Annotated in this window: 20 protein-coding genes and 1 pseudogene; 14 read left to right on the plus strand and 7 right to left on the minus strand. The window is 63.3% G+C overall.

What is annotated here, in order from left to right; translation table 11 throughout:
• Positions 1–75: 75 nt before the first annotated feature.
• The 6 genes from VT84_RS28065 (at position 76) to VT84_RS28090 (ending at position 5,485) form a co-directional block, all read left to right on the plus strand.
• Positions 76–1,203, plus strand: a complete 1,128-nt coding sequence (locus tag VT84_RS28065) for a Nif3-like dinuclear metal center hexameric protein (protein ID WP_052556026.1) — start codon at positions 76–78, stop codon at positions 1,201–1,203.
• 121 nt (positions 1,204–1,324) lie between these two features.
• Entirely contained in the window at positions 1,325–1,552 is a 228-nt protein-coding gene (locus VT84_RS28070) for a hypothetical protein (protein WP_082841823.1), read from the plus strand.
• A gap of 67 nt (positions 1,553–1,619) precedes the next feature.
• Positions 1,620–3,941 (plus strand): IGHMBP2 family helicase, encoded by a 2,322-nt coding sequence (locus VT84_RS28075; RefSeq protein ID WP_082841824.1) that lies wholly within the window; start codon positions 1,620–1,622, stop codon positions 3,939–3,941.
• Positions 3,942–3,979: 38 nt separating this feature from the next.
• A complete protein-coding gene (locus VT84_RS28080) occupies positions 3,980–4,444 on the plus strand; it encodes a hypothetical protein (RefSeq protein ID WP_082841825.1) in 465 nt (154 codons plus the stop codon).
• Positions 4,432–4,821, plus strand: coding sequence for a GNAT family N-acetyltransferase (locus VT84_RS28085; RefSeq protein ID WP_082841826.1), 390 nt, complete (start codon positions 4,432–4,434; stop codon positions 4,819–4,821). Before VT84_RS28080 ends, VT84_RS28085 begins: the two co-directional genes overlap by 13 nt.
• Positions 4,781–5,485 carry a TIGR02996 domain-containing protein gene (locus VT84_RS28090; protein ID WP_082841827.1) on the plus strand — a complete coding sequence of 235 codons (705 nt, stop codon included), beginning with the start codon at positions 4,781–4,783 and terminating at the stop codon, positions 5,483–5,485. Before VT84_RS28085 ends, VT84_RS28090 begins: the two co-directional genes overlap by 41 nt.
• Positions 5,486–5,496: 11 nt before the next feature.
• On the opposite strand, the gene VT84_RS28095 is transcribed toward VT84_RS28090, so the two are convergent.
• Positions 5,497–6,300, minus strand: a complete 804-nt coding sequence (locus VT84_RS28095) for a glycerophosphodiester phosphodiesterase (protein WP_082841828.1) — start codon at positions 6,298–6,300, stop codon at positions 5,497–5,499.
• Positions 6,301–6,424: 124 nt separating this feature from the next.
• Between VT84_RS28095 and VT84_RS28100 the strand changes: the two genes are divergently transcribed.
• Both VT84_RS28100 and VT84_RS28105 read left to right on the plus strand, forming a co-directional pair.
• Positions 6,425–7,858 carry a sigma-54-dependent transcriptional regulator gene (locus tag VT84_RS28100; RefSeq protein WP_052556035.1) on the plus strand — a complete coding sequence of 478 codons (1,434 nt, stop codon included), beginning with the start codon at positions 6,425–6,427 and terminating at the stop codon, positions 7,856–7,858.
• Between the two features lie 63 nt (positions 7,859–7,921).
• Positions 7,922–9,973, plus strand: a complete 2,052-nt coding sequence (locus VT84_RS28105; RefSeq protein WP_082841829.1) for a S9 family peptidase — start codon at positions 7,922–7,924, stop codon at positions 9,971–9,973.
• Between the two features lie 52 nt (positions 9,974–10,025).
• Here VT84_RS28105 and VT84_RS28110 read toward each other — a convergent pair whose 3' ends face one another.
• The 3 genes from VT84_RS28110 to VT84_RS28120 form a co-directional block, all read right to left on the minus strand.
• Positions 10,026–10,739 (minus strand): TIGR02996 domain-containing protein, encoded by a 714-nt coding sequence (locus VT84_RS28110; protein WP_082841830.1) that lies wholly within the window; start codon positions 10,737–10,739, stop codon positions 10,026–10,028.
• A gap of 4 nt (positions 10,740–10,743) precedes the next feature.
• A complete protein-coding gene (locus VT84_RS28115) occupies positions 10,744–11,571 on the minus strand; it encodes a phosphoenolpyruvate hydrolase family protein (protein WP_052556040.1) in 828 nt (275 codons plus the stop codon).
• 178 nt (positions 11,572–11,749) lie between these two features.
• Positions 11,750–12,193, minus strand: coding sequence for a hypothetical protein (locus VT84_RS28120; protein ID WP_157469891.1), 444 nt, complete (start codon positions 12,191–12,193; stop codon positions 11,750–11,752).
• A 94-nt stretch (positions 12,194–12,287) separates the two neighbouring features.
• Here VT84_RS28120 and VT84_RS28125 point away from each other — a divergent pair, with 94 nt between their 5' ends.
• Together VT84_RS28125 and VT84_RS28135 are read left to right on the plus strand one after the other, a co-directional pair.
• On the plus strand, positions 12,288–13,631 hold the full coding sequence (locus tag VT84_RS28125) for a Tm-1-like ATP-binding domain-containing protein (protein ID WP_082841831.1): 1,344 nt from the start codon (positions 12,288–12,290) through the stop codon (positions 13,629–13,631).
• Positions 13,632–14,671: 1,040 nt separating this feature from the next.
• Positions 14,672–16,105, plus strand: coding sequence for a DUF1501 domain-containing protein (locus VT84_RS28135; protein WP_082841832.1), 1,434 nt, complete (start codon positions 14,672–14,674; stop codon positions 16,103–16,105).
• Positions 16,106–16,273: 168 nt separating this feature from the next.
• Here VT84_RS28135 and VT84_RS41790 read toward each other — a convergent pair whose 3' ends face one another.
• A complete protein-coding gene (locus VT84_RS41790; RefSeq protein ID WP_255359513.1) occupies positions 16,274–16,399 on the minus strand; it encodes a hypothetical protein in 126 nt (41 codons plus the stop codon).
• 778 nt (positions 16,400–17,177) lie between these two features.
• Here VT84_RS41790 and VT84_RS28140 point away from each other — a divergent pair.
• The 4 genes and pseudogenes from VT84_RS28140 (at position 17,178) to VT84_RS28155 (ending at position 20,621) form a co-directional block, all read left to right on the plus strand.
• The gene (locus VT84_RS28140) at positions 17,178–17,729 is read left to right on the plus strand and encodes an RNA polymerase sigma factor (RefSeq protein WP_052556050.1); all 552 of its coding nucleotides are present in this window, start codon (positions 17,178–17,180) and stop codon (positions 17,727–17,729) included.
• The gene (locus VT84_RS28145) at positions 17,716–18,483 is read left to right on the plus strand and encodes a hypothetical protein (protein WP_082841833.1); all 768 of its coding nucleotides are present in this window, start codon (positions 17,716–17,718) and stop codon (positions 18,481–18,483) included. The genes VT84_RS28140 and VT84_RS28145 overlap by 14 nt, the downstream gene beginning before the upstream one ends.
• 162 nt (positions 18,484–18,645) lie before the next feature.
• Positions 18,646–18,840: pseudogene (locus VT84_RS28150) on the plus strand (Rdx family protein); the annotation flags it as partial.
• Between the two features lie 125 nt (positions 18,841–18,965).
• Positions 18,966–20,621, plus strand: a complete 1,656-nt coding sequence (locus VT84_RS28155) for a DUF1559 domain-containing protein (RefSeq protein WP_162271872.1) — start codon at positions 18,966–18,968, stop codon at positions 20,619–20,621.
• Positions 20,622–20,681: 60 nt separating this feature from the next.
• On the opposite strand, the gene VT84_RS28160 is transcribed toward VT84_RS28155, so the two are convergent.
• Complete coding sequence (locus VT84_RS28160) at positions 20,682–21,401, minus strand: response regulator (RefSeq protein ID WP_052556058.1); 720 nt, start codon at positions 21,399–21,401, stop codon at positions 20,682–20,684.
• Positions 21,402–21,406: 5 nt separating this feature from the next.
• Positions 21,407–22,639: an ATP-binding protein gene (locus VT84_RS28165; protein WP_052556059.1), complete on the minus strand. Its 1,233-nt coding sequence runs from the start codon at positions 22,637–22,639 to the stop codon at positions 21,407–21,409.
• Positions 22,640–22,926: the final 287 nt, after the last annotated feature.

Genomic DNA, 22,926 nt, shown 5'->3' on the forward strand with positions numbered 1-22,926 from the left:
GTTCGAGGTAGCGGGCCTCGTTATTCTGAGTCCGAAGTGTGGTCTTCGTCCTTTCACCGACGGGTTACCTCATCCATGCCTACGGTTGCTGAGTGTGCGGCTCACCTCGATCGATTCGCCCCGTGCGGTACAGCCGCGGATTGGGACAACGTCGGGTTGCTGTTGGGCGACCCGAGTTCGGCCGTTCAGCGCGTGATGACGTGCCTCACGCTCACGCCCGACGTGGCCGAAGAAGCCGTCCGCGAGGGCGCGAACCTGATCGTTTCGCACCACCCGGTGCTGTTCCGCGGCGCGAAGAAGCTCACCACGGCCACGCCCGACGGCCAGGTCGTGGTACCGCTGTTACGAGCGGGGATCGCGGTGTACTCGCCGCACACCGCGTTCGATAACTGCGCGGGCGGGATCAATGACGGCCTGTGTCAAAAGCTCGGCGTGGTGAACGCAACTCCGCTGCGCCCGCGCGAGGCCCGGCGCCAGTGCAAGCTCGTCGTTTTCGTACCAGAGACCGATTTGTCGAAGGTGTCGGACGCACTCTTCGCGGCCGGTGCGGGCATCATCGGACAGTACAACGAGTGCAGCTTCCGGCTCGCGGGTACCGGCACCTTTTTCGGGACCGACTCGACCAATCCGACCGTCGGGCAGAAGGGGCGGCGCGAGGACGTGAGCGAATGGCGCCTGGAAGTGGTTGTGCCCGAGTCGCTCGTTTCAGGGGCGATCGCAGCCATGCGCAAGGCTCACAGTTACGAAGAGCCGGCGTTCGACGTGTACCCGCTGAAGCCCGGCACCAGTGGCGGCGAGGGGCGAATCGGCGAACTGGAGCAACCTACAACACTGGGCGAACTTGCGAAACGTGCGAAGACCTCGCTAAAGGCGTCCGCGTTGCAGGTGGTGGGCGATGTGAACCGCACGGTGCGAACTGTCGCGCTCGCGTGCGGGGCCGCGGGGGAGTTTTTATCCGACGCGATCAAGCGGAAGGCAGACGTGTTTCTCACGGGCGAAGTGCGGTTCCACGACGCGCTAACCGCACGCGGTGCGAACGTCGCGCTCATTCTTCCGGGACACTACGCGACCGAGCGCCCGGCCGTCGAAGACCTGGCCGCGAAGCTCGCTTCCGACTGGGCCGGAGTGACCGCGTGGGCGAGCCGAGTCGAGCGTGATCCATTACAAATCGCGGAATTCGGAGCGCGGAACGCGGAGTCATAGCATCCAGGGGTTGAAACCCCTGGATGCGAGACGCTGCAATTCCGCGCTCTACATGGTTGACTTCGGTCACGCGCGACGTTATCACCCCGCGACCACGCAAGGACGCTGGGGGGGGATCAGAATGAATCTGCGGCGCGTGTTAATGGCGGTGGCGCTGGTGTGCGGCTTGTGCGTGTGGGGGTTCGCGCGCTCAAACGTGGAACCGGCGTCCGCGCAGGGGGCCAATGCGGTCCCGAGTGAGACCGAAGAAGACGAAAACGGTAACCACGACGAGGCCGCGGCCCGGTACCGCACGAACCAGGCGCGGCACTGGCGCCAGCTCGCGATCGGCACGGCCACGAGCCACTGACCGACTACTCCTTGTGCGGCTGGTATCATGACGCGAGACAACTCCGCGTCACGAGCCGGTTTCGCACATGGCCCTGATTCACATTGATCCCGTTCCACCACGCTGCTCTCCCGGCGTGGTGCTTTCGTTTGTTTGCACGGGCGGGAAGCTCGATAGTAAGCACATCGGCAAGATCGCGTTCGTCGGCCGCGGGGCCACGGTCGAAGTGCCGGACGCGAAAGCCCCCGCACTCGTGAACGCCCTCGACGGAGCCACACTCCAGGACAAGCCGGTGCGGGTCCGCTTCGCGGGCAAGGCCGACTTTACCGACGCGAACCACCTCGCGAACCTCTCCAACCTCCTCGATCTCGAAGCGAAGGCCGAACAGGAAGAGGCCCGGCGTCGCGCGCAAGCCGAAGAAGGCTCGCCGGTTGGCGACGGAACCACACTCACCAAACTGGTTCTGCGGGACTCGGAATTCGGCCTCGGCGGGCGGCTTCTGCTTACCTTCGGCCGCAAAACACTGAATGAAGCACTTCCGCCGTCGCGTCTCGGACCGGGTTCACCCGTCGTACTTAATCAGACGAATGTGAACCGCCGGATGCCGTCGTATCGGGGCGTGATCTACGACCGCGACACCGCGACCATCGGCGTCGCCATTGACCCGCCCGACGACGAACTTCCCGACGAAGCCGTCTGGCGCCTCGACCTATCGCCGGACGAAGTTTCGCGCCTGCGCCAGCAAGACGCCCTCCGCCGGGCGGCCAGCGCGACCGGCGATCGGTTGGCCGAACTGCGCGACGTGCTGCTGGGGGAAGGGGAACAAAGACAACCTACCCCCCCCACCCCCCTCCCTGAAGGGAAGGGGGAGGAAAGGCAACCTAACCCCCTAACCCCCTTCCCTAAAAAGGAAGGGGGAACAGAACCGAGTACAGAAAACACAAATCTGTCAGTGCCCGTATTAAGCCCCTCTCCCCTTGGGGGAGGGGTTGGGGAGGGGTTCTTCTCCCCCTTCCCTTCAGGTCTGGGGGTTAGGGGGTTAGGTTCTTCTCTGAACCCGCCCCAGCGTGCCGCGGTCGAATTCGCGTTGGCGGCGAAGGATTTCGCCATCATTCACGGTCCGCCGGGGACGGGCAAAACCACGACCGTTGTGGAGTTCATTCGCGAAGCCGTGGCACGCGGGGATACCGTTCTGGCGTGCGCGCCGAGTAACCATGCGGTCGATAACCTGCTCGAAAAATTGCTCGCGGCGGGCGAACTCCCGGTCCGGCTCGGGCACCCGGCCCGCGTGATGCCGGAACTGCGGGCGCGGGCCATCGACATACTCGCGGAGAAGCACCCCGACGCCCGGCAAGCGCGCAAAATCGCCCGCGATGCGTTCGCGCTGTTCCGGCAAGCCGATAAGTGGACGCGCGAGAAGCCGCAACCGGGGGAGAAGGCCGCGCTCCGGCGCGAAGCACGCGACATGCTCGGCGAGGCCCGCAAGCTCGAAGCGCTCGCGGTCGAGCGCGTGCTGGACGAGGCCAAAGTCGTTTGCGCCACGCTCACCGGTTTGGACAGTCAGCTTTTGGGCCAGCGCCGGTTCGATATCGCGGTGATTGACGAGGCGTGCCAGTCCACCGAGCCGGCCGCGTGGGTGCCGCTCCTGCGCGCGAACAAACTCATCCTCGCGGGGGATCACTGCCAGCTTCCCCCGACGATCATTTCACCGGAGGCGGCCGAACGCGGGCTTTCGATCAGCCTCATGGAGCGGCTCGTGCGGCAGTTCGGGCCGGATGTATCGCGCCTGCTCACCGTGCAGCACCGGATGAACGCCGCGATTATGGGCTTCTCGAATCAGGAGTTCTACGACGGCAACTTGATTGCGCACGAGAGCGTCGCGGGGCACCGCTTGTGCGATTTGCCGAACGTGACCGCCGATCCACTCACCGAAACTCCGGTGCAATTCATCGATACGGCCGGCGCGAGTTATGACGAGGAACTCGAAGAGGACACCGGCAGCCGGCGCAACGTACAGGAAGCGGCCCTCGCGGTGAAGAAGGTCCGCGCGCTGCTCGCCGCGGGGGTAGAAGCGTCCCAAATCGGCATTATTACGCCGTATCGGGCACAAGTTCGATTATTGCGCGAACGTATCGGTGACGTGCCGGGTCTGGAGATCGATAGTGTGGACGGCTTCCAGGGGCGCGAGAAGGAAGCGATCGTCGTTTCGCTCGTGCGGTCCAACAACGAGGGCGAAATCGGCTTCCTGGCGGACACCCGGCGCACGAACGTCGCCCTCACACGCGCGCGGCGCAAGTTACTCGTCATCGGCGACAGCGCGACCCTCGCGAACGACCCGTTCTACCAGCGAATGCTCACGTACTTTGAAGAGATCGGCGCAATGAGTAGCGTGTGGGAAGAGACGGAGTAACGCTCCTCGCGGCGCCGAAAAAACCAACGGGCAACGACATGCCGCAGCCAACGGACCGGGACATCGCACACAGGTCGCTGTGCCTCGCAGAACCGCCGTACCTCAAGTACTTCGCACAGGGGCGGTTCCGCGAATGGCGTGGGGTCGCGCTCATCGCGAGCGTGTTGCCCGGTCCCGGGTTCAACTTCGCTTCTGTGCTGCACGGTAACGCACCGGCGCTGAACGAACTCCTCCCGGTCGCACGCGAATTCTTTGCGGGCTGCGAACAGGGGTGGGGGATTCTCGTCGAAGGTGACGCCGGGCACCCGATGGAAGCCGAGTTACTCGCACGCGGGTGGGCCGTGGCCGAGGACGAACCCGCCTACGTGCTAAGGGAAATTGACGCGCGCGCCGGCGGGGGCCGGAGCTGGTCGTTCGCCACGCGCAAACCGAACGCGATGCCACGGCGTACAAAACGATTACCTCTGCCGCGTTTCAGGCGCCGCCCGAGATGGCGGACCTGATGGTTCCGTCGCTCGAATTCGTGCTCGATCCGGACATCGCGCTGTTCGTCGGTTCGGTTGACGGCGTCGATGTGACCGCGGCCGGCTATTCGCGGATCGGGACCACGGCGGTGTTGTGGGGCGTCGCGACACTGGAAGAACACCGCGGCCGGCGCTACGGCGAAGCGGTGTCGCGTGCGGCTCTCGCTCACGCCGCCACACGGGGCTGTACGAACGCGACGCTACGGTCCGGTCCGAAGAGCATCCCGGTTTACGAGCGCATCGGCTTCCGGTACGTTTGCCAGCACCGCACCTACGCCGCCCCGCGGGAGCGTGACGCACTGGAGCGAGCCCGCCATGCACCCCGAAGCCGACGCGCTCCTCGACGCGATCTTTGACAACCCCGGCGACGATACGCCGCGCCTGGTGTACGCCGACTGGCTTCAAGAGCACGGACAAGAAGATTACGCGCAGTTCATCCGCTTACAGTGCGCTGCGGCCCGCGAGAAGCTGTGGAGCGATGAGGCAAACCGACTGTGGGAAGAGATCGGCCGCGTGTGGAACCGGCTATACGATGATTGGTCGCTCGCGAGTTCACTCGAATTGATTTGGATAGACGCGGTTCACTTTGAACGAGGTTTCCTAAGAACAGATGTGATTCTTGGAGATCAGCAAATTGAGGAAATCGCAAATTATTGGGCCGGGTTCTTGATAGGTGAAGTGTGCTTGTTGAATGTCAGCGATCTAGCTTGGTTGGCTGAGTCGTCCATATCGAAACAGCTTCGCAAGGTGTCTTTATCACGCGGTGCCGATTCGGAATGGCAAGATAGCGACGATCAGTGTTTGGACAAATTCGTTCACTCGGAGTTTACCCGGAAAATACGAGTTTTAGACCTGTCGCACGTGAGCATGCGACAGGCGATGATCAAAGCGTTACTCCTACCCGACGCACTTCGCGACTTGCGAGAACTGCGGATTTCGTTCCCAGAGAGAGCCGACTGCAATCCCGACGAAGCAACAAAGCAACTCGAAGCCTGCTTCGAGTTGGTAGCTCGTCACTGACTTACGCACCCTCACTTCGTCAGTTGCTCGCGCAGCCAGCCCGGTTTGTCCGTCGTGATGCTCTCCGCGCCCACCTCGATCATCTTTTTCGCCAGGTCCGCGTCGTTCACGGTCCACACGTAGAGCTTCAGGCCCGCGGCCTTGATCTTCGCGGCGAATGCTTTGTCCAGCACCGCGGGCGTCGCGGAGAGGTCGAGGCCGTCGGCCTTGATCTCCTTCGCCTTCGCGATCAATTCGTCCGCGGTGCGCGGCTTGCCCTTCGTGTTCAGGCTCACGAGCCACAGCGCTTGCAGGTCCGGGCGGGCCTTCTTGGTGGCCGCGATCACGTCCGCGTTGAAGCTGATGACGCACACCTGTTCGGTCGTTAACTTGCTCGCTTTGATGACGCGGGCCATCTCCGGCACCGCTTCGGGACCGCACTTCACTTCAATGAACGCCCGCTTGCCGGCCGGGACGGTGGCGAGCATTTCGTCCAGGGTCGGCAGTTTCTCGCCTGCGAACTTCGCGCCCTTCCACTTGCCCGCATCGAGCGTCCGCAGTTCTTCGAGCGTCGAATCGGCCACCTTCTTGTCTTCGCCCGCGGTGCGCTTGGTGGTCGCGTCGTGGATCACGACGAGTTTGCCGTCTTTCGTGAGGTAAATGTCGAACTCGGAGGCGTCCGCTTTTTGCTCCCACGCGAGCTTGATCGCGGCCACCGTGTTCTCCGGCGCGTCGAACGACGCCCCGCGGTGCCCCACGATTTCCACTTTCGGTTCGGCGGCGTTAACAAATCCGGCGGCGATTATGGTCATGAGGGTGGCGAGCGTGCGGGTCATGGCGGCTCCGTTAGGTTCTGGGGCTGTCGGTCGTTGTACTAATGACCGGGACCGTAGATCGGCACCCGGCGAATCGTGTAAGATTGAAGAAATCGCCGCCTCGATACCGAACGCGCGGGACCATATGCCTCATTCCGTACTCATCATCGACGACGAGGAGCCGATTGCGTGGACGCTGCGGCGGGCGTTCGAGCGGGAAAAGCACCACGTTTCGGTCGCGGCCACCGCGGAAGACGGGCTAATGAAGGCGCGCCAGAGCGCGCCCGACCTTGTTTTCCTCGACGTTCGGCTGCCCGGAATGGACGGCCTCACCGCACTCGGTGAGATCAAGAAAGTGGCCCCGAGCGCCGCGGTTGTGGTCATCACCGCGCACGGGAACCTGAACACCGCGGTGAAGGCCGTGGAGGGCGGCGCGTTCGACTACCTCGCGAAGCCGTTCGAGTTGGCCCAAGCGCTCGACGCCGCGAACCGCGCGCTGGTCGAACGCGACGCGCCCGGGAAGTCGGGTCTCTTGGGCTCCACGCTCGTCGAGGTGGATTCCAGCCCCGATGCGATTATCGGCCGCAGCCCGACCATGCAGACCGTGTTCAAACGGATCGCGATGGTCGCGCCGACGAATGCGTGCGTGCTCGTTACGGGTGAGAGCGGGACCGGTAAGGAACTCGTAGCCCGCGCGATCCACGCGAACAGCCCGCGCCGGCACAAGCCGCTGCTCGCCGCACACGTGGCCGCGTACAACACGAACCTGGTTGAGAGCGAACTGTTCGGGCACATCAAGGGCGCGTTTACGGGCGCGGAACGGGCACGCGACGGGCTGATGAAGCTCGCCGACGGTGGGACCGTGTTCCTCGACGAACTCGCGGACATCCCGTTACCGGTCCAGGCGAAGTTGCTCCGCGTGCTGGAGCGCCAAGAAGTGCAGCCCGTCGGCGGCAGTGAGTCGCAGGTCGTGGACGTGCGCGTCGTTTCGGCCACGCACGCGGACCTCTCCGCGGCCGTGCGCGAGGGGAAGTTCCGGCACGACCTCTTTTTCCGACTGAACGTTTATCCCATCCACCTCCCGCCGCTTCGCGACCGCGTGGACGACATCCCGCTGCTCGCGGAGCACTTCCTTCGCAAGTTCGGCGTACCGAATCCCGGCAGTGCGGTCCCCGCGGAAACGCTCGCGTTCCTGAAATCGCGCCCCTGGCCGGGCAACGTGCGCGAACTCCGTAACGCGCTCGAACACGCTGCGATCGAAGCACGCGGCGCGGCACTGCGGCCGGAACACTTCCCGGACCCGAGTACCGCGGCCGGGCCAGCATCTACTCCCGAGCGCCTGCGATCGCTCGTCACCGAGTGGGTACGCGAACAGGTTCAGGCACTCGAAGGGCGCGAGCCGGCCGACCTGCACCAGACGCTGATCGACGCCATCGAGCCGGCGGTGCTCGACGAGGTGCTGCGCCAGGTGGACGGTAACCGACTCGTCGCCGCGCGGTGGCTCGGTCTGGCTCGTGCGACCGTGCGCAAGCTCATCCGCAAGTACCACCCGGACACCGCCGAACCGGACGAAGATTGAGTGTCGCGGGCGCAGTAGACCTGCCGCTATACTGGCTCCGTTCATCCACTCACGGAGCCGTCCATGCGCCGCCTCATTCCCCTCGTCGTGTTATTTGTTGCCGTCGGGAGGTTGGCCGCCGCGCCGCCCGAGCGCACGCACGACATCGTTCCCGCCGACTACGCGACCGTCAACACGATCAACGAGATCGCGGTCTCGCCCGACGGTAAGCAGGTCGCTTACGCGCTCGCGACGTGGGACAAAAAGAGCGACCGGCGCGCCTCGGAACTGTGGGTCGTGGACACGGATGGAAAGGGAAAGCCGACGCAACTCACCAGCGACCGCGCCAACGACCGGCACCTGAAATGGGCAGGCGACGGCAAGGCGATTTACGTCGTCGCGAATCGCGGTAAGGACGCCAAGTCTCAGGTGTGGAAGGTGCCGGTCGATGGTAAGCCCGAGGCCGTCACCGACGTGAAGGCGGGGATCATCAATTTCGACTATGCCCCGAAGACCGACACCGTGTACTTCACCACCGACGCGAGTGCGACCGACAAGGACGATTTCAGCGCGCTCCGCGAGAAGTTCGGGAAGGTCGATTACGGGCACGGCACGCGCGCGGTGAGCGAGCTGTTCTCTGTGAATAAGCCGGGCGCGGAACCGGAGAAGGTGCTGGCCGATAACCGCTACATCCGCGAGTTCGCGGTGACGGACGACGGCAAGCGGATCGTGATGGTGAGCGCGTTCGACGACACGATCGTGAAATCCGAGGGCGAGTCGCGCGTGGACGTGTGGGAGGGCGGGAAGATCACCACCCCGCCGACGGACATCTACCGCGCGAAGGCTTCGAGCCCCTATGCGTGGCTCGAAGGACTGACCTGGAACCCGGCCGGCACGCGCTACGCCTTCTGCGCGATTCACGATGCGTACCCGACCGAACTCATCATCGGCGAAGAGAAGGACGGAAAGTGGACCACGATCCGGGCGAACCGCAACCAAGTCGCTGCACCTTCGGTGCGGGAACAACAGGTTCACGTGCGGGGGTACGGCAGCCCGTTGCAGTGGATCAGCGACGGTTCGCTCTCGTACCTCCACGAGTACGCGGGGTACAACACCGCTCGTACTTACGTGCTGAAGGACGAAGCCACGCACGCCCCGTCCGCACAGTTCCCGGAGAAACAGGTCGTGTACGCGGTCCACTACCGGCCCGAACCGCGCGTGCGGGCCGTACTGGTCGGGGACGGGACCAGTTTTCCCGTCTTGAAGGTCCGTTCCGCGACGACCCGCAAGTTTGAAACGCTCGTGGACCCGAACCCGCACACCGCGTCCTGGAAGCTCCCGAGCGTCGAGCACGTCACCTGGAAGGCGCCGGACGGCGCGAGTATCGGCGGGCCGCTCGAACTGCCCCACGGGTACAAGAAGGGCGACAAGCCGCTGCCGCTGGTGGTCGCGATCCACGGCGGGCCGACCACGTCGAGCTGCAACGACCTGCGCTTCGACGCGCACAACGGTCGGCTGTACTTCGCCGCGAAGGGGTACGCGGTGCTGTGTCCGAACTACCGCGGGTCCACCGGTTACGGCGACAAGTTCGTGACGGACCTGATCGGCAACGAGAACGACCTCGACGTGAAGGACATCGTCGCGGGGATTCAGCACCTCATCAAAGAGGGCATCGCGGACCCGGAGCGCGTCGCGGTGATGGGCTGGAGCAACGGCGGGTACCTCACGAACTGCCTCATCACGATGAAGAACCCGCCGGTGAAGATCAAGGCCGCATCGAGCGGAGCGGGCATTCTGGACACGGTCGCGGAGTGGGGCTTTAACGACGAGCCGGCGTACCCGATCGTGTTCAAGAAGGGGCTGCCGTGGGAACAGGCGGATATGTACAAGAAGACCTCGCCGACCTACGGCATCGGCAACGTGACGACGCCGACGCTGATCCACGTCGGCGGTAACGACGACCGGTGCCCGCCGGGGCACAGCCGGATGCTGTACCGGGCGCTGAAGGAGTACAAGAAGGTGCCGACGGAACTGTGCGTGTACCCGGGGCAACCGCACGGGCTGGGCACGCTCTCGTTCCGCACCGCGAAGATGGAATGGGATCTCGCGTGGTTCGAGAAGTACCTGAAGAAGTGAGATGTTACCGCAGTTACTCCGCCGTTCGTGATTGTGCGGCGGAGCGACTTACTCACTCCCTCATGGACCAGGTGAGCGCGAAGTAATCGTTCACGTATGTCGCCACGAGGCCGTGGTTGTTGTCGCCGCCGTCGATGTACTGGGCGGCCAGGAACGGGTAGTCCGCTTCGGGCGACGGGAGCGGCGGCGCTTCGCGGAGTTGGTGCAGGTGCCCCAACCAGCTCTGCCAGAACCGCCCGCGCGTGATCGGGAAGCACGAATCGATCGCGGCGATTTCGCGCGACCGGAACGGGTCTTCGCGGAGATCGGTGAGCACCGTTTGGGCGACGAAATCGAACGGAGAACCGAAATCGCCCGCGCGCCCGCGGTACAAGTTGAGTCGGAGACTTGGGGTCGGGTCCAGGTGGTCGCGCGGCCCGAAGATTTTCGCTTGGGTGAGAGCCAGCAACGAGCGCGGGCCGTTGAGCGTGTACTGGTTCACGTCCGCGATCGTGCAGACGCGGCACATCGCGTCGAGCCACCGGTCGGAGATCCGCGTGCGCCGGCTTCGTGAGGACGGGCGCCCGCGAACCCAGCGGTTCCAAACTTTGTCAAGTCCCGCGAACTCCGATTCGGTGCCGTCCATGTCGAGCAACCGCGTGTGAGTGCGCACGAACTCCTCGCGCGGGTCGCCTTGGTCCGCGAGCCAGTCCGCGAACACGAGCAACCGCGTGCGGTCGGCACGGTCGCTCGCGATGCCCGTCAGGAATGCGTCTTCGTCGGACATTGCTTCATGCCAGTTTCAGCGATTTGAACTGCTTCACGCACCCCGTGATCGCGACTTCGGTCGGCAGGCGCTCGATGCTCGACGCGCCGAAGAAGCCAACAATACCTGTCGTGTGGTCGAGGACGTAGCGCACGTCGTCGGGTTCGGAAATCGGCCCGCCGTGGCACAGCACCAGGATCTCCGGGTTCACGGCCTTCGCCGCGTTCGCGAGTTCCTGCACGCGCTTCGCGGACTCTTCGAGCGAAAGGGCCGTCTTCGCGCCGATTGCCCCTTTTGTGGTCAGCCCCATGTGCGGGATGAGAACGTCTGCACCGGCGCGCGCCATTTGCTCCGCTTCCTCGGGCGTGAAAACGTAGGGGCAGGTGAGTAGGTCGAGGTCGCGTGCGGCCTTAATCATGTCTACTTCGAGCGCGTAACCCATGCCGGTTTCTTCCAGCCCGACGCGAAGAGTGCCGTCGAACAGGCCTACCGTGGGAAAATTCTGCACGCCGCTGAACCCGGCGTCCTTTACGTCGAGGAGGAAGCGCTTCATCACGCGGAACGGGTCGGTACCGCAAACTCCCGCGAGGACCGGCGTGCGCTGCACGATCGGCAGCACCTCGCGGGCCATGTCCATGACGATCTGGTTCGCGTCGCCGTAGGGGAGCAGTCCGGCGAGCGACCCGCGCCCCGCCATGCGGAACCGGCCCGAGTTGTAAATGATGATGAGATCGATCCCGCCCATCTCGGCGCACTTGGCCGAGAGACCGGTACCGGCCCCGCCGCCGACGATCGGAACACCGGCCGCGACTTGGGCGCGGAACCGCGCGAGAATATCGGAACGCGATTGCATTGAGGAGTGGGGGTTCGGGAAGAGGTAAGGCCCGAATGACAGGATACGGACGGGATGAGATGCGGACGATTACGAAGCTGAGGCACGAACGCTTCGCGCTACCGGTGTTCTGCCGGCTTCGGAGCTACGAAAACCAAGCCGGATCTCGGTTCCTGGTTCTGATCCGCGTGATCTGCGTTTATCCGCGGTTCTGCTCTTTGTCTTCTGTCTTCTGCTCTTCGCTTTCTGTGTTCTGTTTTCTGTCCTCTGCCTTCTGACTCTCGGCTTCCAGAGCCATTTTCGCTTCGGCCTGGGCGAGTAGTTCGTTCAGGAGCTTTTCGGCCTCATCTTGGGACTGCTCGGTCTGCGGGCCAGTTTGCTGCGATGTGGCCGGACGATTTCCGCGAACGCGCCAGATAACGAGTTCGCTCACCGCGACGAACCCGAACCCCCAAAGCGCCATCGTGAACGGGATGCGGGAGCGAAGGGACGTGTTGATTTCTTCGTCCGGGTCGGCACTGCTGCGGGTGGCACTACCGGTGAGCCACAGGCCGGCGAGTTCGGCGAACATCATTCCGATGAGCGCGAGAGTTCCTGCGGTTAGCCCACCGTGTAATAGGATGCGCCGCAATACCGGGTGCATTTTCGCCGCCCTCGTCGCCGGGTACTCGTTACATGTAACATATCACGCGATTTAAACTTAACCGGTCAGACGCGGAATCACGGGAGGGCGTTCCATGTCCGTACTGCTTATCGGCACCCTGGACACTAAGGGAACCGAGTTCGCATACGTTCGCGATCAACTTCGGGCGGCTGGTGTTTCTGTGCTCGTGGCCGACGCCGGCGTGTTGGCCCCGCCCGCGTTTGCCTCGGATATTTCGCGAGAAACGATCTTTGCCGCAGCCGGGACGACGCACGCACAGGTCAAGGCTGCCGCGGACCGAGGAAAGGCGGTTGAACTGGCTGCGAAAGGAGTTGCGAAGCTCGCCGCTGACTTACACAAGCAGGGGAAGCTCTCCGGCGTGCTCGGGTTGGGTGGGTCTGCGGGTACGACGATCGCCACCGCCGCGATGCGGGCGCTCCCGGTGGGAGTGCCGAAGCTGATGGTCAGCACGCTCGCGAGCGGGCAGGTCCAGCACTACGTCGGCACGCGCGACGTGATGATGATGTACTCCGTTGTGGATATCGCTGGGCTGAATCGCATTAGTCGCGCAGTGCTCAACAACGCGGCGGGAGCGATGGCGGGGATGGTGGGCGGGAAGCAACCTAACCCCCTAACCCCCTTCCCTAAGAAGGAAGGGGGAACAGAGGCATCGGCGGTTTTAAGCCCCTCTCCCCGCTCCGGCCCGCGAGAAGCTCCGCTGACAGGGCCGGAGAGCAAGCTGGGAGGAGTTGGGGAGGGGTTACAGCCTTCCCCCGATAAACCGGTCGTTGCTGCCACGATGTTCGGCGTGACCACCCCGTGCGTAGAAGCGGCGCGGAAGGTGCTCGAATCGGCGGGGTACGAGGTGCTCGTGTTCCACGCGACCGGTACCGGCGGGCGCACGATGGAGGGGCTGATTCGCGACGGCCTCATCGCGGGCGTGCTCGACATCACCACGACGGAGTTGGCAGACGAACTGGTGGGCGGCGTGCTCTCCGCGGGTCCGGACCGTCTGACGGCGGCGGCGATCGCGGGGGTACCACAAGTCGTCTCGCTCGGCGCGCTGGATATGGTGAACTTCGGCCCGCGGGACACCGTGCCCGAGCGGTACAAGGAGCGACTGTTCTACCAGCACAACCCGACCGTCACACTGATGCGCACTACGCCCGAAGAAATGGACCGCTTGGGGAAGGACATCGCGGAGCGAACGAGCGCGTCGAGCAGCCCGACGTGCGTGCTGGTGCCGCTCCGAGGGGTGTCCGCGATCGACGCCGAGGGGAAGCCGTTCTGGTGGCCTGACGCGGACGCGGCCCTCTTCCAGAGCCTGCGCAACTGGATCGCGCCCTACGTGGAACTGATCGAACTCGATCAACACATCAACGACCCGGCCTTCGCGGAAGCCTGTGCGCGGAAACTGTTAGCAATGATGGGAGAGTGAGCGCCCAGGGTTGGCGGAGCGCTGTCGAGCGGGTTCATATACCCGGCCACGACCCTCGACGGGTTCGGCCGGTATGTGGTGGCCTGGCGCCCGTCGAACGTGCGGGACGGTTCGTTCTGCCGGGAGGTGCTGGAGGAGGCGTTGAGCCGGCCCCTGGTGGTGTTCAACACGGACCAGGGGGCAGTTCAGGGTCGGGCGCCTGGAGCGGTGAGCGTGGACGGTGATCCCGGGGTCACGGACGCCCCCGGGTGGGAGTAGGAAGGACAATTTTTGGTCTAAACAATGAGGGGCACCCCAGAACTAAGGGGGCGAACAGTGCTCAACCATCGCACTCTTGCAACCTGATGATCGAGGTCGACTACAGTAGACAATTTAAACGGCGGCGGACCAGCGACATCTATCGACCGCACCTCCGAATCTATCCTTCTGTCCACTGTCGTATAATTGAGTGTATCGAAGCCGCGCAGACGTTCTGATGCCGACAAGACGAAGACGTTTTGGGAGGGGGAGTGTCAGCCTGTTGTTAGCCGCGCACGGGGGTGAAATGGAGGTTTTGGAGCGGTGTGTTAGCCGATGTTAGCATTCTGCACAAGCACCCAGTGGAGCTAAATCGCGTCAACGTATTGTGAACGCAACACTTAAGGCTCAACGCCGCGAACAAAATCTGCCGCGGGGCCGAAAACGTTAGCATTTGTCACTCCGCACTGATCCGCAGAGCGATAGGTACGTGATGCCGCGCTGAATGCGAGTAAGTGTCCAGTGTTGAGAAGCAGAAGGATGAACCGCGGACAACGCAAATTACGCGGATCAGACAATGAGAGCGATTGGCGGTTATGTAAGGGAAGCGACATGGCGCAACCCTGGCAATGTTGGGTGTGAAGCTGAGAACCTTTGCAGCAGTTAGTGCTGGTTTCGACGGGGCGGTTGCGGGTACAACTGATGGACCTGCCGAGCACTATCGCCCCTGCTCTTTTAGTACGGTTCCGAGAGCGTCGCTCCTGCCAAATTCCGAGCGCACGCAATCGCAACGAGGCGCTGTGATGAGTCACCGTTTCCCACACGTTCCCGCACTCGCCTCGCGACGCGACTTCCTCACCGCGGCCGGGGGCGGGTTCGGCGCTCTTGCGCTGTCCGCGCTCGCGGCCGCGGAGTCGTCACCCGCAACGCACACACCGGCCGATCCGCTCGCGCCGAAGAAGCCACACTTCGAGGCGAAAGCGAAGTCCGTGATCTTCCTGTTCATGGAAGGCGGACCGTCACACGTCGACCTCTTCGACCCGAAGCCGGAGCTGACCAAACAGCACGGCAAACCGCTGCCCGCGAGCTTCGGTAAGGTGCTCACGCCGATGGGTACGGGCGGGAACAACCTGCTCGCCAGCAAGCGGAAGTTCGCCAAACACGGTAAGAGCGGGCTGGACGTGAGCGACTGGTTGCCGCACTTGGCCAAGTGCGCGGACGACCTCACGGTTCTGCGTGCGTGCTGGGCCGACGGGCTGAATCACGTCGGCAGCGTGTGCCAGATGAACACCGGCTCCATCCTCGCGGGGCGCCCGAGCCTCGGTTCGTGGGCGCTGTACGGCCTCGGGAGCGTGAACCGCAATCTGCCCGGGTTCGTGGTGTTCACCGAGGGCGGACCGGAACCACTCGGCGGCGCGCGGAACTACGGCACCGGCTACATGCCCGCGACCTACCAGGGCACGCTGTTCCGCAACGGGCCGAACCCGATCCTGAACCTGAACCCGCCTGCGGGTGTTGGTGGGGAGCGTCAAAAGGACAAACTCGCACTCATCGGCGAACTGAACACCATCCACCGCCGCGAGCGCGCGAGCGACACGGAACTGGCCGCGCGCCAGGCCGCTTACGAACTCGCGTTCCGCATGCAGGCCAGCGCCCCCGATGTCGTTGATCTGTCGAAGGAGAGCGAGAAAACGAAGGAGATGTACGGGCTGAATCGCAAGGAGACGGCCGAGTTCGGTCACCGGTGCCTACTCGCCCGGCGCCTCGTCGAGCGCGGCGTGCGGTTCGTGCAGGTGTATTGCGGCGCGGGGAGCCAGTGGGACGCCCACTCGGACATTGAGGGCAACCACACGAAGATGTGCGGCCGCGCGGACCAGCCATCCGCGGCGCTCATCCGCGACCTCAAACAGCGCGGGATGCTCGACGACACGCTGGTGATTTGGGGCGGCGAATTCGGGCGCACACCGATGAGCGAGGGCGCGAGCGGGCGCGACCACAACCCCTACGGTTTCTCAATGGTGATGGCGGGCGGCGGCGTGAAGGGCGGGTGCGTTCACGGGACGACGGACGAGTTCGGACTCTACGGCGTCGACGGCCGCGTTCACGTCCACGACTTCCACGCGACGATCCTGCACCTGCTCGGTTTCGATCATACGAAACTGACGTTCTTCCACAACGGAAAAGACGAGCGGCTCACCGACGTGAAGGGCAAAGTGATCCAGGAGATTCTGGCGTAGGTTACAGCAAGGAACCGCGGGTCACGCGGATGAACGCAGATAAAACCAGCGCGGAACGGACGGTATAATTACGCAAAATGCTAAGATATTACAAATATAGGACTTGCAACTTTCTTCTGTCCTGATCTGCGTTCATTCGCGTAATCTGCGGTTCTTCTCTGGTACCGCTCACTTCTTCGGTTGTGTCGTCGGCCGGTCGTAGTCGCTGTTCTTGCCGCGTTCACGGGAACCACCGCACCCGATCGCGCCGACGCAGAGTGCGAAAAGCAGTCCGAATATTAAGGAACGTTTCACGGTTAACTCCTTCACGATCAGCGATTTGCGATTTCGGGCAGCGTCGGCGATACGGCCACTAACCAGAATCCGATGCCGTGCCGAATCCGCTGTGGGCATGCTATGAAAACGACAAAGGGTCGACCGATCAACGGTCGACCCTTGTTCCACGCGAACGTGGTGCCCGCCATAAGCGGGCATCGAATTACTTGCCCGAAGCCGGCTTGGTCGTGGCGGTAGCGCCGCCGCAGCCAACAACGGTGGAGACGGTCAGGGCGACGACGAGGGCGGCGATAACCTTCTTCATGGGATACTCCTCGGAACGGTGACGTACAGGTGGAACAACAGAGAGGTTCCTCGCGTCGCCCGGACGTCCCGGGGTTGCGGCCTTCTGTTTTGTTGGGGTTTAAACAAACCCACCACATGCTTCAGGCAAATTCGGTCTGAAGTAGTGCGTAACTCGTTTCCGAATTACGGGTTCCGGTGCCATCATTGCCGATTCATGCGATCAATCCGTTTCACCCACGCCCACATAGATACGAAGCCGGGAAGGATATTCCCGAAAAATTTTCACCTCTCGAAATTTTCCTCCCTATTGTGATCCCGCTCCCCGGTTCTCGTCTGTGCTGAAAGCCGAAACGGGAGTGGAACTTCGGTGGTCCGGGATTCGTGAAATATCGAGTCCCGAAATCCGAAACTTTGGAACGCGAAACTTGTGGCGGCGTGAGAACAGCGCGGCGCGCGAACAAAGTTCGGGAATAAACCCCGCGGTTCGGGTTCGTAAGGGTGAGGGTCGGGTATGGCGTCTTCCGGCGGGCTACCCCAGTTAATCGACGCCCATTATGAAGCCCTCTACCGGTACGCCTACCGATTGAGCGGGTCCGCGGCGGACGCCGAGGATCTGACGCAAGAAACGTTCGGGAAGGCACTCGCCCGGTTGCCCCAGCTCCGCGAACTGGACCGCGCTCGAGCGTGGCTGTTCCGGATCTTGCGGAACCTGTATTTGCACAAAGTGCGGGACCAGAAGCGGCACAAAGTCGTCCCGCTCGATGCTGTGGGCGACCTGCCCCAGCAAACCGGCGACGACTCGGTGCCGGAAATTGACCCGGTGAAGCTCCAGCACGTGCTGGACGAATTGGATGAGACGTTTCGCACGCCCATCATCCTGTTCTATTTTGAAGAGTTCAGTTACCGCGACATTGCCGAGCAAATGGAGTTGCCGATCGGAACCGTGATGTCGCGTTTGGCCCGGGGCAAGGCGTACCTCAGAACCCGCCTCAGCCCGGCCGACGAAGCGGACCGCGAACGGACCGCGCCCGCTCCGAAGAAGGTGACCGATGGACTGCCGTGACGCGCAATTTTATCTCCGACTCCGCCGCCACGCGACCGACGAACTCGGTCCGGACGTGACCGGTCCGCTCGACGACCACCTGGCTACGTGCCCGGCGTGCGCCACGAACGGCCGCGTGATCGCGTCGTTCGACCGCGCCGTTGCGCGGGCAATGGTTGCTGTGCCGGTCCCGAGCAGGCTTCGTAGCCAGTTGCTGGCCCGCGTCGCCGAGAAACGGGGCGCGGACCTGCGCCGGAAGGCGTACCGGGCCGTGGCCGCCCTCGCCGCATCGGTCCTGTTTGTGGGCATCGCGTTTGGGGTATTCACCAACACGCGCCCCAAAGTCGACGCCGACGCTCTCGTTCAAAGGGCCGACGAGCAACTGAGCGATCCCGAGCGCTCGACACGCGAGTGGCTCACCGCCCAGAAGCTCCCGGGCCGGCTCCCGGACGAATGGGGGCTGGACTATTACCTCGTGATGCACCGCGGGCACGAGATGATTAACAGCGAGTACGTGCCGGTGTACGTACCGGTGATCGTGTTCCGGAGTTCGGACCCGCGCGACCCCACCGCGTTCGCGAAAGTGTATTTGTTCCCCAACAACGGCCGGTTCGACCTCAAGAACGTCCAGGACGCCCAGGCCTCGCTCACCACGGCCCGGGTCGTTGTCGGGCAGGGTGATCTGCGCGGCGTGACCTACGTGATTGTCCACACCGGTGGCCCCCACGACGGACTCAAGCAGTTCCGCAGAAACCTCAACGGCCCTGGGGTCTGAACGTCCGCCCTCTGCTTTCCACCGCGCCCCGGTCTGGCGACCGGGGCGCGGTCATTTGCCGCGTACAATTCCCGTGTCGGTGACGCGCCGACGCTCCACGTCTCATTGAGGTGCATCATGAACATCGAACTGAGGTACTGCTCGCTCTGAGGGTACGAGCCCAAAGCCGTCAGTTTGACGGCCACGCTGTTGAGCAATTTGAAGCAGAAGATTAAGGGGCTGACCCTCGTCCCCGCGGGCGGCGGGTGCTTTGAGGTGATGCTCGACGGCGAGTTGATTTACTCGAAACTCAAAACCGGCCAGTTCCCCGACGAACAGACCGTTCTCGAATCCGTCCGGGGCAAATTGAAGAAATAGCCTCGATCGTTCGTCACAACTCCCAGCAACGGCTCGAAATCCGTGCGCCAAAGGACTGGCGCATTGCGTTTCTTCCGCATCACGGTGATAATTTCGTCGGTCCCACCCCTCTCATGGAGACCGCTATGCCCCGCCGGTCACTTGTTGTGCCGTTCGGCATTCTGTTCACGTGTCTCGTGCTCGTTCCGGCCTGCAAGAAAAAGCCGGCTCCTACTGCGGCCCCCCCGGAGCCGAGTGCTCCCACGAGCACCGTCAGTTCCGATTACCTGCTGTTCGCCCACCTGAACGTGAAAGACATCCGCGACGGTGCCATCTTCACCGAGGTGAAGCAAGCGTTCGCAAAGGCAGGCGGCGGGTCCGATTGGGACCAACTCGAAGGTCGAATCGGTCGCGAGACCGGGGTCAAACCGACCGATGTCGACGCGGTGACTGTCTGCGTGACCGAGGCTCCGGCGCGAGGGGAGCCGAACTTCGTCCTGATCGTCGCGGCCAACAAGCCGATACCCAAAACCTCTGCTTTCGGGCTGAACCCGCAAGCGAAGCCCGACGCCCGCGGCTTCTACCAGATGCCGGGCGGGGGACTCATTCACTTCCCGAACGACAAGACGGCGGTTCTACTCAGCCCGGCACTCGTTCCGCAGTATCTGGAAGGGTACGCCAAGAACCAAACTAGCGGTTGGCCGCTTACCCCGGACCTCACGCGATCCGCCGCGGGGCACACGGCATTCGTAGTCGCTCGGTTGGACAAGTTGCCGGCCGAAGCGCGAAACGGCAACGAATTTAAAGATTTCGCACCATTCCTGACCGCTCGTACTGTCACCGTGACGGCCGACTTGAAGGGTAAGGAACTGAGCACTACGGCCCGCGTCACGTTCCCGGACGCGACCGCGGCCGGCCGAGCCAAAGAAAAGGGCCAAGAGCTAATCAAAATGGCGACCAGCGAGGTCGAGAAGCTCATGACGAGCAAATCCGACTTCGCGGCCGTGCTACCCGCTGTTAAGGAAGCTCACCGCGCACTCCAGGCGGCCAGGGTCGAAGTGTCCGGGTCGGACCTGACCCTCGCGGCCGGCTACAAGGTCGACTTCGACCTTGGGCAAATGGTCACCGAGGCCGTGAAGAAGGTCCGGGGTTCGGCCGAAAAAATAACGACCACCAACAACTTCAAGCAGATCGGAATCGCCCTGCACAGCTACCACGACGCAAACGGCCAGGTTCCCGTACATGGAGTCGGGCCAAAGGGCGCGCTGCTCACAACGTCGCTCTTCGATAAGACGAATAAGAAACCGCAGCCGCTCTTGAGTTGGCGCGTCGCGATTCTGCCGTACCTCGAACAGGACAACCTCTACCGACAGTTCAAGCTCGACGAACCGTGGGACAGCGAGCACAACAAGAAACTCATCGACAAGATGCCCAAAGTGTTCGCACCGATCGGTAAACCGGGCAAGCCGGGCTACACCCACACGCAGATGGTCGTTGGCCCGAACGCTCTACAACTGCCGTCCGTCCGTATCCCCACCTCGTTCCCGGACGGCACGTCGAACACAATTGCGGCTATCGAGGCGGCCGAACCGGTCATCTGGACCAAGCCGGACGACGTGATGTTGCCGGGCGCCGCACTGCCGAAGGATCTCAAGAAGAAGTTCGGCGGATTGCAGCCGGGTGGGTTCACCGTTGTGATGTGGGACGGCTCGGCCCGATTCATCCCCGACACCGTTAGTGAACGAACCCTCGGCCTGCTTCTCAACCCAAAGGACGGTCAGGTGATTCCGTCCGACTGGTGAAGTGTACAAAACACGAGCGGCCCGCCAAAAGGCGGGCCGCTTTCGTACTCGAATCACGAGTTACGCCCGCTGGACGGACTGGAACAGTTCACTCATCTTCATGCCCAGTGCCAGACAGATCCGGTACAGGGTTTCGATCGAGGCCGAGTTCTTGCCCAGTTCGATCTGGCTCAGGTACCCGAGCGAGACTCCGGTGCGGTCGCTCATGTTGGAGAGCGTCAGTGCCAGTGCCTTTCGGCGCTCGCGGATCGCCGCGCCGAGCGCCTCTTTGAGCGCGTCCTCGGTCATCCGGAGGAGCCCCTGGCTCTCCAGGCACCGGTACACGATCTCGCGGAGCTGCTCGATCTGGAACGGCTTGGTCAGGTAGTCGCAGGTCTTCGCCCGGAGGCAGTTGATCGCGCTGTCCACCGACGGGTAGCCGGTGACGACGACGATGTTCGCGTCCGGTTGGTGGTCGCGGATCCAGCCGAACACCTGTTCCGCTTCGAGCCCCGGGAGCACGTAGTCCAGCACGATCAGGTGGTACCGCCGGCCCGACGAGAGCGCGGACTCCACCATCATCGGGTCGGACACGACCTCGGTCACGAAGTCGCGGTTGTTGAGCGCGGCCTGGATGACGGCGCACGTGTGCGGGTCGTCGTCCAGGATGAGAATGTGGATGTCACCCGAGGACTGAAGTTCCCGCGACGCGGGCATCGCTTGTGGTTTCGGCGGCGGCGTCATGATCGGGTACAACGGTTTGGGTGTCTGGGTCAAACGGTCCTCAATGTCGTAAGGCACGGTGGCTAACCTCCGACCGCGTTAGCGGTGACAGATCCGGACACGGCCGGGGGTCGGGCGGCCGCCAGCGGCAGCACGACCCGCACCTGAGTGCCGGTTCCGGGTGATGGTACGGGTTCGAGTTGAATTCCCCCGCGGTGCGAACACAGCACCCGGTAAACGATGGCCAGTCCTAGCCCACGGTGGCGCACTTTAGTGGTAAAGAACGGTTCCACGAACAGCCGCCGCCGCACCTCCGGCTTGATCCCCGGGCCGGTGTCCGAAACGGTGATTTGGAGGTACCCGCCGACCCCGACGCGCCCCAGGTACCCCCGGGCGTCCGCGTCGCTCAGTTCGACCGGCCGGGCGGAAACCCGCACCACACCACCCGATGGGCACGCTTCGACGGCGTTTTCCAGCAGGTGCCCGAGCACGATCTGGAGCGGACCGGCCTCGACCGCGGCAGGCGGCAGGTTCGGTGCGAAGTCTTTTTCGATCCGGATCCCGTTCTGAGCCGCGATCTTCAACCGCGTTTCTTCTTTTGCCAGTGCCAGGCTCACGGTGCCCGGGTTCGGCTTCACCTGTCCGCTGCGGCTCAGGTGGTGCAGTTGCTGGGTAAATTGAATCCCGCGCTGCCCGACTTTGCCGATCTCGGCTACGAAACTTGCGGGTTGCGAACCGGGCTGCAGCAACGGGAGCGTGAGGTCCGAGAACCCGATGATCCCTTGGAGCAAGTTGTCGAAATCGTGCGCCATGCGCCCGGCGATGACGGCGACGTCACCGAGCCGTTGGTACAGGCGCTCGGGATCGATCACGGGACCGATGAGGGACGAAAGCGCGGGAGCGCGTTCGACGGTCTTGGCCACGAGAGCGAGGTAGGCCCGCTCTCCGTCGGCCCAGGGCTGCCCGGCGGTCTTCTCGGCCCACAGCACCCCGATCGGGCGCCCGGCCGGTTGGACGGCCGCGAACACGCGCCCCGTCGTTCCGGGAACCGAGTACAGGACCGTGGACTCGCCGCTCTTGAGCCGGCGCAAGGCATCGGGTACTTCGGGCGGGGCCGGAACGTCGATCTCTAGTCCGGCCTGAACTGTTTTCGTTACTGAGGCGCTGTCACTGGCCCACACGAACCCGCACGCACGCCACCCGCACGCACGTGCCCAGCCGGACAAGAGTGCATCGAACGCGGCCGGCTCGGTGGTTTCTTGCCACCAGTTCGGGACATAAGCGAGTGCAGCAGTTAGCGTTCCGGGTGTGGACATCTACGGCTCTCCGGACCGTCGGCATGAACGAGTTCGGCCGGGTTTGGTGCGACCTGAATTCAGGGAATTCATCCTGTATCTAGAACGGGCGTGAACGAAGTCAACCGGGTTATATCGCTTCAGCCGAATCGACGGATCACGCGGGGAGATAGGACCGATACAGAGACACTAACAACAGTATGCTACTAACTGAGTTAGCGATCCGGAGCCGGGATGCGAATTACAAAATTAACAGCAAACTGCGAGCCGAAAGTGATTGCTAATTTTGTCGTTCCCGGAGCGAAAAA

Origin of the sequence: Gemmata sp. SH-PL17, assembly GCF_001610855.1 — a bacterium.
GTDB classification, from domain to species: domain Bacteria; phylum Planctomycetota; class Planctomycetia; order Gemmatales; family Gemmataceae; genus Gemmata; species Gemmata massiliana.